Origin of the sequence: Xanthomonas sp. WHRI 8932A, assembly GCF_035012785.1 — a bacterium.
Classification (GTDB): domain Bacteria; phylum Pseudomonadota; class Gammaproteobacteria; order Xanthomonadales; family Xanthomonadaceae; genus Xanthomonas.
In genome coordinates, this window is the sequence record NZ_JAYGQQ010000002.1 from 54,953 (window position 1) to 68,565 (window position 13,613).

The window sequence follows — 13,613 nt, forward strand, 5'->3', positions numbered from 1 at the left end:
GCGCGGGATGATGCGTTCTGGGGAATGCCTTCGCGCCCGGGTGCGCCCCTACGTGGGTGGTCGGGCGTTACAGCCGCACGATGCCGACCACCACCAGGATGAAGATGCTCCACTTGAGCACCTGGTACAGCGGGTTGTTGCGCTCTTTCAGCGCCTTGGCTTTCAGGCGCGCCGCGTAGAAATACCGGAACACGCGGTTGATGCCGCCGGTCTTGTCGCCGTCCTGATTGGGCGAGGCGCCGGCCGACAGCAGGCTGCGGCCGACGAAGCGATTCAGCGCCGCCGCCCAGCGCCAACGCATCGGGCGTTCGATATCGCAGAACAGGATGATGCGGTCCTGGTCGGTGTCATTGCGCGCGTGATGGATATAGGTCTCGTCGAACATGGTCCACTCGCCGTCGCGCCAACTGTGGCGCTGGCCATCGACGTCGATGAAGCAGCGGTCGTCGTTGGGCGTGGCCAGGCCCAGGTGCAGGCGCATCGAGCCGGCGAACGGGTCGCGGTGCGGGCGCAGCTCACTCCCCGGCGGCAGCTCGGCGAACATCGCCGCTTTCACCGTGGGGATGGACTTGAGCAACGCGGTGGTCTGCGGGCACAACTCGGCCGCCGACGGGTGCGCGGTGCCGTACCACTTCAGATAGAAGCGCTTCCAGCCGCGGCGGAAAAACGAGTTGAAGCCGATATCGGTATAGCCGTCGGCGGCGCGGATCTTCTGCATCTGCTGCAACGCCACCGCCTCATCGCGGATCACCGGCCAGTTGGCGCGCAGCGGCGCCAGCTCGGGGAATTCTTTGCCCGGGTCGATAAACGGTGTGGTCGGCACGCGCGAACACAGATACATCAGCGTGTTGATCGGCGCCATGAAGGTGGAATGGTCGAGCAGCTGCCGGCTGAGCCGGTGGCGCACGCGACCGCGGTAATGGATGTACAGCGCCGACGCGATGAACAGCGCGATGAGAAGCCACTTCAACATGGGGGAAACCGTTTGGGGGCGGGGGTCGCTTGGGGCGGGGACCAGAAGCGGGTAGGCCAGCACAGGATCGCGGCACTTTATTAATGAATTCTACCGGCAGTCACTACAAAGCCCGCCGGCGCAGCATCGGCGTCGGCGCAATGCTGTGTATCACCGGCACAGGCGCGCTGCGGCGGGCGATGTGCACCGCAGCGCGGTCAGTCGATGCGGCGGCGGATCGGGATGGAGGACACCGGCACGCTGGCGATGTCCTGGCCGCGCTCGCGGATGGGCGCGCCCGGTGCCGGGGCCCAGGCGTGCGCGTAGATCACTTCCCAGGAACTGGGCAGGGCGCCATCTGGCCGCCGTAACGGTTCGTAGGCGGCGCTGGCAGCGGCAAAGCGGCCACGGCCGGTCAGCGTGGCGCGTCGGTTGCTGAGCGCATTGGTGGCGCCCATCGCACGCAACTCGCGCATCAGCGCGGGCAGATCGTTGTAGGTGAGCGTGAACAGGTCGCGGTCCAGCACCGGGTCGCGGAAGCCGGACATCAGCAAGGCATCGCCGAATTGCGCGATCGGCGGGAAGCGGCTGACGTGCGGGGCGGTGTCGGCCTGGGCGAAAGCGTCGCGCAACTCGATCAAGGTTTCCGGCCCGAAGGTGGAGCACAACAGCAGCCCGCCCGGCCGCAGCGCACGGCGGAACCCGGCGAACACTGCCGGCAGGTCTTCCACCCATTGCAGGCACAGGTTGCTGAAGATCACATCCACGCTGCCGTCGGCCACCGGCAGCGCGCGCGCATCGGCGCAGACCTGCGCAAACGGCTTCCACCAACCGGCGGCCTTGCGCGCCTGGCGCAGCATCGGCATGGCCTGATCGAGCGCGATCACCTGCGCCTTGGGCCAGCGTTTCTTGATCGCGCCGCTGGCGTGGCCGGGGCCGGCGCCGACATCCAGCACCACCTTGGGCACCTGCTCGCCCAGGTAATCGAGCGATTCGAGCAGGCGCGTTTCCACTTCGCGCTGCAACGCGGCGGCGGCGGCATAACTGTTGGCGGCCCGCGCAAAGGCGCGGCGGACGTGGCGGGGATCGAAAGTGCTGTTCATGACGACGCTATTGTCGCCCGTGGGCGCGGCGGAGGGAATCGATGCGTGGTGCGGCGTGGCAATCGGCCTGGAGAACTCTGCGAGCGGTCGCTCTGCCAGCGACTGCGTGGCGACCGCAATGAACTAGCAATGTGTTTCGACAAGCCGAGTCGTGGCCGAAAACAACCGCGACGTCGTCCGCGGTTGCCACAAGCTCCGCATGGCCGGTGCGCTAGAACGTGCCCGGATAACTGCCGCCGTCGATCAGCAGGTTTTGCCCGGTGATATAGCCGGCCTGCGCGCTGCACAGAAACGCGCAAGCCGCGCCGAATTCGTTCGGCTCGCCGAAGCGCCCGGCCGGGATGGCGGCCTGCTTGCGCGCGGCGACCGCGTCGGCGGTGCTGCCTTGCTGTTGCGCGATGGCGGCGAAGTTGCCGCGCAGGCGGTCGGTGGCGAACTGGCCGGGCAACAGATTGTTGAGCGTGACGTTGTCGACCACCGTGCTGCGCGCCAGCCCGGCAACGAAGCCGGTGAGGCCGGCACGTGCGCCGTTGGACAGGCCCAGGATGTCGATCGGCGCCTTCACCGCACTGGAGGTGATGTTGACGATGCGGCCGAAGCGGCGCGCACGCATGGCATCGACGGTGGCGCGGATCAGTTCGATCGGCGCCAGCATGTTGGCGTCCAGCGCGCGCAGCCAGTCCTCGCGTTCCCACTGCCGGAAATCGCCCGGTGGCGGGCCGCCTGCGTTATTGATCAGGATGTCGACCTGCGGGCAGGCTGCGAGCGCGGCGGCGCGTCCTTCCGGTGTTGCGATATCGGCCACGACACTGCGCACGTCTCCGCCGCCGGGTAGTGCGCGTAACGCATCGGCGGCCGCGTCCAGTGCAGCGCGGCCGCGTGCGGCGATCACCACGTTGACGCCTTCGCGCGCCAACGCGCGGGCGCAGCCCAGGCCCAACCCTTTGCTGGCAGCGCAGACCAGTGCCCAGCGCCCGGCGATTCCCAGATCCATGCGATGTGTCCTCGATCAGCGAAGTCGCATGATCGGCGATCTGCTCACGGCACGGACGCAACGAAGCGTTGCAACGCCTCGGCCACCTGATCGGCATGGCCGAGAAACGGTGCGTGGCCGCCACCGGCGATGGTGAGCGCCTGCGCGTGTGGCGCGAGCGCGGCGGCGGCGTGCATGCCGGCGGCCGGCACCAGCCGATCGCGTTGCCCGGCAATCCACAGACTGGGGCGCGCCAGCTGCGGCAATGCGCGGCGCAGGTCGGTACGTTCGAGCAGGCGCAAGCCGTGTTGCAGGGCGTCGGCCGCCGGCTCGCCGCGTGCGGTGAGCGTTTCGCGCAGGCTGCGCAGTTCGGCGCGCGCATGCGCCGAACCCAAGGTATCCAACGCAAGAAAACGCTCCAGGGTGCCGCGGTAATCGCGCGCCAGGTCTTGGCCGAATTGCACGAACACGTCGCGCTCGACCGCATCGGTCCAGTCGGCACCCCGCACAAAGCGCGGCGTTGCCGCGATCATCGCCAGCCCACGCACCTGCGGTTGGGTGGCGGCGGCATGCAAGGCAAACAGGCCGCCCAGCGACCAGCCCACCCACACTGCCGGCGGCGTGGCCGCGGCAATCGCGGCGACCACGTACGGCAAGGCCAACGGCGTGGTGTCGTCGCGACTGAAACCGTGCCCGGGCAGATCGACCAGATGCAGTTGGTAGTGCGACGACAGCCGCTCCACCAGCGGTGCGAACACGCCGCCGTGCAACGCCCAACCGTGCAGAAGAACCAGCGCAGGCCCGTGGCCGATGACATCGATATGCATGCGTGGATTGTCGCCGATTGGCGCGCGCTCAGCGTGCAGCGTGTGTGCGCACTGCGCTGATCGCAGGCGCGAGCACTGCCCATTGCTGGCGTGCATACCGGCGCCAGCACCAACGATCCGGCCAACGCCAGCGACGCGCGCGCTGTGTGGCGATCGCAGCCGCCAGCCAGTCGTGATCGAAGCCTTCCCACACGCCGGCTACGCTGCGCAGATTGCCGATCAGCACCGGGTGCACCTCGTGCAGCAGCATCGTGCGCAGTTGCGGCAACGTAAACGGCGAGGCGGCCAGGATCCGGGCAATGCGCGCGTGGTCGCCATCGCACGCGCTGTCCAGATACAGCAGCGACAGCGCTTCCCAGACGCAGCGTTGCGCCGGCGTGGCGGTTTGCGTCTCGGGCGCGGTCATTGCCATGTCAGCGGACTTGTTCCGAGTGACTGCCGGCGTGGGCGATGCGGTACCAGCGCGGAGCTGCCGACACTCTGGTTGCTGCATTCGAGTCGAAGCGCTGCCGCAGTGGGTTGATCAGGCGTGCGGTGATGTGCCGTGCGCCCAATGCCGCCGACGCAGAGTTGCATGCAGTCGGCACGTGCGCCTGGACAGTACGCACGCATCGAACCATTCGCGCGATACATCGAGCGTCCGGGCGCCGGCCGCGCCGGTCCGGCGTTGCGCACGAGCGCGCTGCCGGCAACGGTTTAGAGCAGCGAACAAAACGACTGTGCTCACCGCCAGGCGGGCGTGGGCGGTGCTCGATGCGGCATGGTCCACGCGTACACTCCGGTTCCTCTGCGCCGCCCACACCCACCTGACGACTGCTCGCGACGTTGTGTTAGCCGCTCTTAAGCGGAGGCGCGCAGCGGCTGCCGGCTGACCACGTCACGCGCCTGCACAATCGCCTCGATCAATGCCTGCACCTGCTGCGGCGTGTGCAGCGCCGACAAGGTCACGCGCAGGCGCGCCTTGCCTTCGGGCACGGTGGGCGGGCGGATCGCGCCGACCATGAAACCGGCCTGTTCGAGTGCGGCCGACATCGCCATCACCGTGGCTTCCTCGCCGCATAGCAGCGGCTGGATCGGCGTGTCGGAGGCCATCAGTTCGAACCCATGCCGGCGCGCGCCATCGCGGAAGTTGCCGATCAGTTCGACCAGGCGCGCACGCCGCCAATCGTCGCGTCGCGCCAGCCGCACCGCGGCCAGGGTGGCGGCCACCTGCGCCGGCGGCAGGGCGGTGGTGTAGATGTAAGGGCGTGCGGTTTCGGCCAGATGGCGGATCAGCGCTTCTTCGCCGACCACGACCGCGCCGTAGCCGCCGAGTGCTTTGCCCAGCGTCACCAACTGCAGCGGCACTTCGGCAACGCCCAGGCCGGCATCGGCGACGCAGCCGCGCCCCTGCGGGCCCAGCACGCCCACGCCGTGCGCATCGTCGACATAGAACAGCGCCTCCTGCATGCGCGCCACCAGGCTCAAGGCACGCAGCGGCGCCACATCGCCATCCATGCTGAAAACGCCGTCGCTGGCCAGCATCGCCGCGCCCTCGGGGGCGCCCTTGAGCTGGCGCATCGCGCCTTCTACATCCAGATGCGGATACCGCCGCAGCCGGCAGCCGGCCAGACGCGTGGCGTCGAGCAGGCTGGCGTGGTTGAGCCGGTCCTGCACGCAGACATCGTCTTCTTCGCTGAGCAAGGCTTGCTGCACGGCCAGATTGGCGATGAAGCCGCTCCCAAACAGCAGCGCCGACGGGTAGCCCAGCCACTCGGCGATTTCGCGCTCGAGCGTTTCGTGTGCGGTGTGGTGGCCGCAGATCAGATGCGAGGCGGTCGCACCGGCGCCATCGCGCGCGGCGGCGTCCTGCAGGGCGGCAACCACTTCGAACTGTTGCGACAGGCCCAGATAGTCGTTGGAACAGAAACCGGTCAGCCAGCGGCCGTCGATCTCCAGCCGCACGCCATCGCGGCGGCCGACCTGGCGGCGCACCCGCACCCGTTCCTGGGCGACGCGCAACTTGCGCAGCGACGAAATCCGTTCGTGCAGATCGGGGCGAGCCATGAGGGAGTTCGACAACAGATAAGGGCCGCTAGCGTAGCGTGCCGCGGCCACATCGCCCAGCCGGCACCGACGGCCGGTGGGGGCGGGTTGGCTGCCCGGTGAGCTTGGGCTGCCAGTCATAACGGTTTACTGCCGCGCCTGGCCCTACTGCGGTCAGCAGGGCCGGGCGCAGTGCAGGCTCATCCTTGGATGGCGTGCGCCGTCGTCACGCTGCGTGCTCGCACGCCGCGCCGCGGGTGATGTCCGCATGCACGGTGCCGGGGTGATCGTGATCGTGGTCGGCGGCGTCGACGGTGATCTGCATCGGGCGCAGGCCCAGGCGCTGGAACAGGGCCTGGTCGCGCTCGGTGTCCGGGTTGCCGGTGGTCAGCAGCTTTTCGCCGTAGAAGATCGAGTTGGCGCCGGCCAGGAAGCACAGCGCCTGCAGCTCATCGCTCATCGCCTCGCGGCCGGCGGACAGGCGCACCATCGACTTGGGCATGACGATGCGTGCCACCGCGATCATGCGCACGAACTCGAACGGGTCCAGCTGCTGGGTGCCGTGCAGCGGCGTGCCGGGGACCTGCACCAACTGATTGATCGGCACCGAGTCAGGGTGCGCCGGCAAGGTGGCCAGCGCCAGCAGCAGGCCGATGCGGTGCTCGCGGGTCTCGCCCATGCCGACGATGCCGCCGCAGCAGGTCTTCAGGCCCACATCGCGCACGTGCTCCAGGGTGTTCAGGCGGTCCTGGTACTGGCGGGTGTGGATGATGGAATCGTAGTAATCCGGCGCGGTGTCCAGATTGTGGTTGTAGTAATCCAGCCCGGCGTCCTTGAGCGCACGCGCCTGGCCGGCGTCGAGCATGCCGAGAGTGGCGCAGGTTTCCAGGCCCATGGCTTTGACCTCGCGGATCATCGCGGCCACCTTGGGGATGTCGCGCTCCTTCGGCGAGCGCCACGCCGCGCCCATGCAGAAGCGCGAGGCGCCGGCGGCCTTGGCCTGTCGCGCCTTGGCGACCACTTCTTCGGTTTCCATCAACTTCTGCGCGGTCACGCCGGTGTCGTAGCGCTGCGCTTGCGGGCAGTACGCGCAATCTTCCGGACAACCACCGGTCTTGACCGACAGCAGCGTGGAGACCTGCACCTGCGCCGGATCGAACTGTGCGCGGTGCACGCTGGCCGCGTGATGCAGCAACTCGGGGAACGGCAGATCGAACAACGCCTGCAGCTCTTTGCGATCCCAGTCATGGCGTACGACAACAGACATCGGAGTTTCCTGACAGTCAGCGGCTTGGAAGCCAGGCAGTCTGGTGAGCATGGAAGAGGCTGTCAACTTTGAAGAGGTGGGGTCGGTTTACAGATGGCCGCAACGGGTGTTGCGCCTGCTGTTGCCGAGCCTGTGCCTGGTCTGCGCGGAAGCGGGCATGGCCGATTGCGATTTGTGTCCATCGTGCCGGGCCGCATTGCCGGAGCACGGCCATGCATGTCTGTGCTGCGCCACCCAGCTGTTCGCCTCCGATGGCGTGGCACTGTGCGGACAGTGCCTGCAGCAGATACCGCCGCTGCAGCGCGTGCATGCGTGCTTTACCTATCGTTGGCCGGTGGACGGATTGCTGCGGCGCTTCAAGTTCCATCAAGACCTGGCGGCAGGGCGACTGCTCAGCGAATTGATGGCCAGGCGCTGCGCACGGTTGCCGCGGCCGCAGGCCCTGGTGCCGGTGAGCCTGCATCGGCAGCGCCTGCGTCAGCGCGGGTACGACCAGGCGCTTGAGCTGGCCAAACCGCTGGGCCGCGCGCTGCGGTTGCCGTGTTTGCCGTTGCTGCGCCGCGTGCGTGCGACGGCGCCGCAATCCGAGCTGGATGCCGTCGAGCGCCAACGCAATCTGCGCGACGCCTTCATCGCACGCGGCGCCTTGCCCGCACATGTGGCGCTGGTGGACGACGTGATGACCACCGGCGCCACGCTGCACGCGGCAGCGCTGGCCTTGCGACGCGCGGGCGTGCAGCGGGTCGATGCCTGGGTGTGCGCGCGGGTGCCGTGATGGTGTGGCTGGGAGCGGTCTGTGGTTGAGATGGCCGGGGGCTGAGGCAAGGCTGCCGTAGGTGGTGGCAAGCTAGGTCAACGACGACGGGGTCGGGCCGGCGGGCGCTTTGCCGCTCTGTGCGGTTGGTCAGCGCGTTACGCGTTTTTCGCTTCGGGTGCGGTGGTCAGGTGGGTGCTGTTCTTTTAGCGCGACGCTGCCCTGGGTTCTCGGGTAGTAGACAGGCGTTCTTTTCACTCGGTGAGCGCGATCACAGGCGAAGACGCGAGTGTCGGTAGCCTGCTGTCGTGCTTAAAACGCTTAAAACAGGGGCGAAGCGAGCCGAGGCCAAAAGCAGATGCTGATGCGAGTGCGGGCTTGTTGCATCGGCCCGTACCCTCACCCCAACCCCTCTCCCGCAGGAGAGGGGCTTGTCGCCTGCGGAATGGCCCTCATCACTCTGTGCCTTATCTGGAGAGGTCGGTGCGGGTTCTATCAGCGCGGTTGTGGAAAGAGATCACCTGCTCGGAAAGCCTGGCGCACAGCCTTTAGGGAAGCTCTGAACAACTCTTTTCATAGGCTTCCGATCGATGCCTTGGACAGACTAAATCACGCGCAAGTGTTTGATTTTAAGCGCCGGCGATTGTCGTGATTAGGCTGGATTGCAACTCTCTCTCGCTGGGCCATGAGTTATTCAAGGGTCCTTAGCGTCTCTCATAGCCCACAGCCCACACCCTGAATTACGAATCCCAAACTACGAATCCCCAATCCCCAATCCCCAATCCCCGCTCCTAACGCACCGCCACCGCGATCCCGACAAAGATCGCCAGACCAACCCAGTTGTTATGCAGGAAGGCGCGAAAGCAGGGGCCGCGTTCGCGGTGGCGGGCGATGCGGAATTCGTAGAGCACCAGCGCCGCCGCCACGCCCAGGCCCGCCCAGTAGGCTGCATCCAGGCCGGCGCGCAGTCCGACGGCTGCCAGGGTCGCAAACATCAACGCATAGAGCGCACCTTGCGCCAGCAGGTCGTACTTGCCGAACAGGATGGCGGTGGACTTGCTGCCCATGCGGATGTCGTCGTCGCGGTCGACCATGGCGTACCAGGTGTCGTACGCGGTCGCCCACAGGATATTGGCCGCATACAACAGCCAGCCCAGCAACGGCACGCTGCCTTGTACCGCCGCAAAGCCCATCGGGATGCCCCAGCCGAACGCCATGCCCAGATAGACCTGCGGCAGGTGGGTGTGGCGCTTCAGATAGGGGTAACTCGCGGCCAGGAACACGCCGGGCACGCTCAGTGCCACGGTCAGCCAGTTGAGGCTGAGCACCAATGCGAACGCCACTAGCATTAGCACCACGAATACCCACAGCGCTTCGCGCCCGGACACCGCGCCGGTGGCGAGCGGGCGCGACTTGGTGCGCTCTACATGCGGGTCCAGCCAGCGGTCGGCGTAGTCGTTGATCACGCAGCCGGCCGAGCGGGTCAGCCAGACCCCGGCGGTGAACACGAACAACGTCCATAACGGTGGCATGCCGTCGGCGGCCAGCCACAGTGCCCACCAGGTGGGCCAGAGCAGCAGCAAGCTGCCGATCGGGCGGTCGCCACGCACCAGTTTCCAGTATTGCCCCAGCCGCTCGGACCACGTCAGCGCGGGCGCTGCGGGTGCCTGTTCGAAACCATGCTTGCTCATGCTGCAAAGGGTAGCAGCGCGCCCTGGATGCGGCCATCTGGATGCGGCAATGCAGGTGCCGGCTGCAAGAACTCCGGCCAACACGGGGACATGCATCTGCGGTCGGAACTGGGGCGAAGCACCATGTGCGTGAGGCTCGGTGGCTGCGTCGGGTGTCGGCTGCTCCGGCAAGCGTGCGCTCCGCATGAGGGAGTCTGCAGAACACATTGGACAGCTCCCGCCGGGCGGCCTGCGGACGTCAGCGGCCCAAGGCATCACGCGGGTGGCACGGGTTCTGGCATAATGCGCGGCCAGGCGCTCGTAGCTCAGCCGGATAGAGTAGTGGCTTCCGAAGCCATTGGTCGGGGGTTCGAATCCCTCCGGGCGCACCAGATCGCATCGTTCGGCCCGCTGCAGTGGCATTCCATTGCAGCGGGCCGAAGTCGTTTCTGGGGTCAGGTCTTACGGTTTCTAAGCGCCTTTGCGTCGCAAGTGACGCTGCATGTCGCCAGCGCTGGTGTCGAAGTTTGTGATGTTCTGTCCCGGCAGCGCGGATGCACCGCTGCGAAGCCGGACGTTTACCTCGCAGCGCTAGTGTGGGCCGATGTCATCGTGTGTGAGCGCTGATGGCCTTCGCTTAGTGCGCCGGTGAGCGCCATGCGAGGCGTCCATTGCGGACTGCGCTCAAGCCTGCGGCGAATCGCTCCCACGCCATGTGTCGAAGAACGTGGTGCGCCGAACAGGCCTCGAAGCTGGACTCACTCAGACGTTGGGCTCACTCAGATGTGGGCTCACGCAAAGGCAGGGCGCGTACGCCCCGCCTTTGAAGCGAATCAGAGGTTGTCCGGTGCCGGTGCGGTGGCCCTGGCGTGCTGCTTGCCGCGCGCATGTTCGATGGCGGTGCGTAACTTGCGGGCCGCGCCGGTGACGGCGGAGGCGGTGGTTTCGGCGCTATTGGTGGCGGCGATCGGCGGCAAGCCGGCCACGTGCGCTTCGATACTGCAGGTTCGATCCGCTGCGCCGCCGCGTTGGCCGTTCTCGTCGCGCAAATGCACTTCGACGCGGGTGATGTCGTTGGCGAAATGCGCCAGCTGGGCGGTGCAGGTCTTCTCGACATGCTGCACGACGGACGGGTCATGCGGCACGTGCTTGTCGGTCTGGATCTGAATCTGCATGGAGTTCTCCTTCGCGGTCATCCGCTGCGTCTGCCGCAGCGGTGACCTGATTCTGCGACAGCGCACTGTTGCCGCGAGGTGACAAGCCGCACAACGTTCATGCGCAGGTTTGGATGCGGGGATGCCACGTCACATGCGGCTGCTGGCGTGATAGCTGCCTTCGCTGACGAGCCGCCCATTGCGTCTTGCCATTGCACACTGGCGAGCTCTGCCAGCCTGAACCCGGGTGGCAGTGGCGATCGGCTGCGCTGTAGGCAGTGGCTTAAGATGCCGGCACCGCGGTGGTCCGCGCCTGTCCGATGCCTGCCTGTGTCCGAATTCCGAGTTGTTCGAAGTGCTCCGTGGGGTGTGGTGCGGCGTCTGCTGTTGCTGGCCGTGCTGTGGACGGTCTGCGTGGGCGCGGCGGCGGCGCAGGACGAGGACAAGCAGCTGGAGAGTACGAAGACCCAGCTGGACAGCATGCAGCAGGTGGTGACCAAGGCCGACGCGAGCATGGACAAGGCCGATACCGAGCAACTCGTCAAGCTGACCGATGACGTCACTGGCACCCAGCGGAAGGCGCAGGAGCTGGTACGCACGTTGGAGCAGCCGCTCAAAGATCTCAACGCACGGTTGGAGGGGCTCGGCATCGCGCAGCCAAACGAGCCGGCCGATCTGGTCAAACAGCGCAAAGCGTTGATCAAAGAGCGCGATCAGTTAAATGCCGAGTTCATCCAGGCCACGCTGCTGGTCTCCAACGCCAAGGATCTGGCCGATCGGCTCGAACGCGAGCGGGTGCAGCGCTTCAGCGTCAAGCTCTCCACGCGGGTCGCCTCGCCGCTGTCGCCTGCGTTGTGGGGCCAGATCACACAGCAATGGCCCGACGATCGTGGCCGCCTGCAGGCGCTGTCCGGCAAGGCGGTGCAGGTGGTGCAGGCGGGAACCGCAGCCAACGGCGTGGGTGGGTTGATCACCGGGGCCTTGGTCGCGTTGTTTCTGGCACTCCCGCTGCGTATTTTCCTGCGCCACCTGGGGCGCCGTTACGCGGCCTCGCGTGCGCCGGGCGGACGCCTGCGGCGCTCCGGGCTGGCGCTGTGGTTCCTCTTGGTCGGTACCCTGAGCCTGGGGGTGGCGGCGTTCGTGCTGGCCGAAAGCATTCGCGCGTTGAGCGAGCTGCCAGAGGATTTCGATCAATGGCTGACCGGGTTTGTCGCCATCAGTGTGGTGGCAGCCTTCGTCGGTTCGCTCAGTGCCAGCCTGCTGATGAAACACCAGCCCAGCTGGCGCCTGTTTCCGCTGGACGATGCCACTGTCGATCGCCTGCGCCTGCATTGTCTTGCCACTGCGGCAGTGATCTGGTTCAGCGGCATGGCGATGAAGACCAACGAGGTGGCCGGCAGCAGCGGCGCGCTGCTCACGGCCACCGACGCGCTGGCCGCCTTGCTGTACGCCGGGTTGATCCTGTCGGCATTGGCTGGCTTGAGCCTGTCGTTGCGTGCGCATGCGGCCAATGCAGGCGTGGCCGATCCCGACAGCGATGCGCCGCCGGTGGTGTCGCGCGGTGGCGGTTTCATCGTGCTGATCCGCCTGTTGGGCCACCTGGCGGTGATCTTCGCGTTGATCGCGGCCTTGTTCGGCTATCTCAATCTGGCCTTGTTCGTAGAGCGGCAGATCATCTGGATCACCTTGGTGTGCAGCCTGCTCGGCTTGCTGGTGATCTTTGCCGACGATCTGATGACCTGGTTGTTCAAGCCGGATGGACGCTTCAGCCGCGCGCTGTCGCACGCGCTCAGCATCGGGAGCGGACGCCTGGTACAGCTGGGCTTGCTGATCTCGGCGGCGGCGCGGGTGTTGCTGGTGCTGTTAGGCATTGCGGTGCTGTTGACGCCCTATGGCGCCAACATCAACGTGGTCACCGACTGGGCGGAGAACATCGCGCACGGCATCCCAATCGGCAAGGAACTGGTGATCACTCCCGGCGATGTGTTCCGGGCGCTGTGCGTGTTCCTGCTTGGCATGGGACTGGTGCAAGTGGTGCAGCAGTGGCTGCTCAATACCTATTTGCCCAAGACCGAGCTCGATGACGGGGCGCGCAACTCGATCAGCACGGTGGCGCGCTATCTGGGCTGGTTGATCGTGGTGGTGTGGGGTCTGACCGCATTGGGCCTGGATCTGAAGCGGCTGGCGCTGGTGTTGAGCGCATTGTCGGTGGGTATCGGTTTCGGTTTGCAGGCGATCACGCAGAACTTCGTGTCGGGGTTGATCCTGTTGGCCGAGCGGCCGGTGAAAATCGGCGATTGGGTGCGTATCGGCGACCAGGAGGGCGATGTGCGCAAGATCAGTGTGCGTGCGACCGAAATCCAGGTCGGCGATCGCTCCACCCTGATCGTGCCGAATTCGGAATTGATCACCAAAAGCGTGCGCAACATGACCCTGTCCAATCCGATGGGGCGGGTGCAATTGCAGTTCTCGGTACCGCTGGAAACCGAAGTGGCGAAGGTGCGCGACATGCTGCTGGAACTGTTCGCCGAGCATGCCAAGGTGCTGGCCGAGCCGGCGCCGTCGGTGTTCATCGACTCGCTGGCCGGCGGCCATGTCAACTTCAATTCGTTCGCCTACGTCCGCAGCCCGCGCGATTCGTATGGCGTGCGCAGCGAGCTGTTCTTTGCGTTGTTGCAGCGGATGGAGACGGTGGGGATTGCGCTGCAGTCGCCGCAGGAAATCCGCTTCAGTCGTGCTGGGGTGGCGGTGGCACGCGATGGTGGCGAGGACGCGTCGTCAGCGCCGCAGTGATGCGGAGTGTGCGCCCCGCTTAACGTGCGTGACGTAGACGTGTGCCGGCATGTGTTGGACATCGCCGGTAACGCTGCATCGCGCGCCAGCGCGCT

Annotated in this window: 11 protein-coding genes, 1 tRNA gene and 1 other RNA gene; 4 read left to right on the plus strand and 9 right to left on the minus strand. The window is 66.5% G+C overall.

Translation table 11 applies throughout. The annotated features are described in order from the left end of the window. Positions 1-67: 67 nt before the first annotated feature. The 5 genes from lpxO to VC212_RS03040 form a co-directional block, all read right to left on the minus strand. Entirely contained in the window at positions 68-973 is a 906-nt protein-coding gene (gene lpxO / locus VC212_RS03020) for a lipid A hydroxylase LpxO (protein ID WP_115552727.1), read from the minus strand. A gap of 197 nt (positions 974-1,170) precedes the next feature. Next, the gene (gene bioC, locus VC212_RS03025) at positions 1,171-2,055 is read right to left on the minus strand and encodes a malonyl-ACP O-methyltransferase BioC (RefSeq protein WP_323514528.1); all 885 of its coding nucleotides are present in this window, start codon (positions 2,053-2,055) and stop codon (positions 1,171-1,173) included. Between the two features lie 211 nt (positions 2,056-2,266). Further along, complete coding sequence (locus tag VC212_RS03030) at positions 2,267-3,049, minus strand: SDR family oxidoreductase (RefSeq protein ID WP_323514527.1); 783 nt, start codon at positions 3,047-3,049, stop codon at positions 2,267-2,269. A gap of 44 nt (positions 3,050-3,093) precedes the next feature. After that, complete coding sequence (gene bioH, locus VC212_RS03035; protein WP_323514526.1) at positions 3,094-3,855, minus strand: pimeloyl-ACP methyl ester esterase BioH; 762 nt, start codon at positions 3,853-3,855, stop codon at positions 3,094-3,096. Between the two features lie 28 nt (positions 3,856-3,883). Further along, complete coding sequence (locus VC212_RS03040) at positions 3,884-4,267, minus strand: hypothetical protein (protein WP_323514525.1); 384 nt, start codon at positions 4,265-4,267, stop codon at positions 3,884-3,886. 348 nt (positions 4,268-4,615) lie between these two features. Between VC212_RS03040 and VC212_RS03045 the strand changes: the two genes are divergently transcribed. Beyond that, positions 4,616-4,691, plus strand: a non-coding RNA gene (locus VC212_RS03045) — sX9 sRNA. A 4-nt stretch (positions 4,692-4,695) separates the two neighbouring features. Here the strand turns inward: VC212_RS03045 and bioF are convergent. Then, a complete protein-coding gene (gene bioF, locus VC212_RS03050) occupies positions 4,696-5,901 on the minus strand; it encodes an 8-amino-7-oxononanoate synthase (RefSeq protein ID WP_055853344.1) in 1,206 nt (401 codons plus the stop codon). A gap of 205 nt (positions 5,902-6,106) precedes the next feature. Continuing rightward, positions 6,107-7,147: a biotin synthase BioB gene (bioB, locus tag VC212_RS03055; RefSeq protein WP_323514524.1), complete on the minus strand. Its 1,041-nt coding sequence runs from the start codon at positions 7,145-7,147 to the stop codon at positions 6,107-6,109. A gap of 49 nt (positions 7,148-7,196) precedes the next feature. On the opposite strand from bioB, the gene VC212_RS03060 reads away from it, so the two are divergent. Continuing rightward, positions 7,197-7,922 (plus strand): ComF family protein, encoded by a 726-nt coding sequence (locus VC212_RS03060; protein WP_193553172.1) that lies wholly within the window; start codon positions 7,197-7,199, stop codon positions 7,920-7,922. Positions 7,923-8,692: 770 nt separating this feature from the next. Here VC212_RS03060 and ubiA read toward each other — a convergent pair. After that, positions 8,693-9,592, minus strand: a complete 900-nt coding sequence (ubiA, locus tag VC212_RS03065; RefSeq protein ID WP_323514522.1) for a 4-hydroxybenzoate octaprenyltransferase — start codon at positions 9,590-9,592, stop codon at positions 8,693-8,695. Positions 9,593-9,886: 294 nt separating this feature from the next. On the opposite strand from ubiA, the gene VC212_RS03070 reads away from it, so the two are divergent. Then, a tRNA-Arg gene (locus VC212_RS03070) sits at positions 9,887-9,963 on the plus strand. A 441-nt stretch (positions 9,964-10,404) separates the two neighbouring features. Here VC212_RS03070 and VC212_RS03075 read toward each other — a convergent pair. Further along, positions 10,405-10,746, minus strand: a complete 342-nt coding sequence (locus tag VC212_RS03075; RefSeq protein WP_323514521.1) for an HPF/RaiA family ribosome-associated protein — start codon at positions 10,744-10,746, stop codon at positions 10,405-10,407. A gap of 351 nt (positions 10,747-11,097) precedes the next feature. Between VC212_RS03075 and VC212_RS03080 the strand changes: the two genes are divergently transcribed. Next, on the plus strand, positions 11,098-13,518 hold the full coding sequence (locus VC212_RS03080; protein WP_323514577.1) for a DUF3772 domain-containing protein: 2,421 nt from the start codon (positions 11,098-11,100) through the stop codon (positions 13,516-13,518). The last annotated feature ends 95 nt before the right edge of the window (positions 13,519-13,613 follow it).

Coding starts and splice junctions, on each gene's coding strand:
- lpxO (WP_115552727.1), bottom strand. CDS start 973: ATGTTGAAGTGGCTTCTCATCGCGCTGTTCATCGCGTCGGCGCTGTAC.
- bioC (WP_323514528.1), bottom strand. CDS start 2,055: ATGAACAGCACTTTCGATCCCCGCCACGTCCGCCGCGCCTTTGCGCGG.
- VC212_RS03030 (WP_323514527.1), bottom strand. CDS start 3,049: ATGGATCTGGGAATCGCCGGGCGCTGGGCACTGGTCTGCGCTGCCAGC.
- bioH (WP_323514526.1), bottom strand. CDS start 3,855: ATGCATATCGATGTCATCGGCCACGGGCCTGCGCTGGTTCTTCTGCAC.
- VC212_RS03040 (WP_323514525.1), bottom strand. CDS start 4,267: ATGGCAATGACCGCGCCCGAGACGCAAACCGCCACGCCGGCGCAACGC.
- bioF (WP_055853344.1), bottom strand. CDS start 5,901: ATGGCTCGCCCCGATCTGCACGAACGGATTTCGTCGCTGCGCAAGTTG.
- bioB (WP_323514524.1), bottom strand. CDS start 7,147: ATGTCTGTTGTCGTACGCCATGACTGGGATCGCAAAGAGCTGCAGGCG.
- VC212_RS03060 (WP_193553172.1), top strand. CDS start 7,197: ATGGAAGAGGCTGTCAACTTTGAAGAGGTGGGGTCGGTTTACAGATGG.
- ubiA (WP_323514522.1), bottom strand. CDS start 9,592: ATGAGCAAGCATGGTTTCGAACAGGCACCCGCAGCGCCCGCGCTGACG.
- VC212_RS03075 (WP_323514521.1), bottom strand. CDS start 10,746: ATGCAGATTCAGATCCAGACCGACAAGCACGTGCCGCATGACCCGTCC.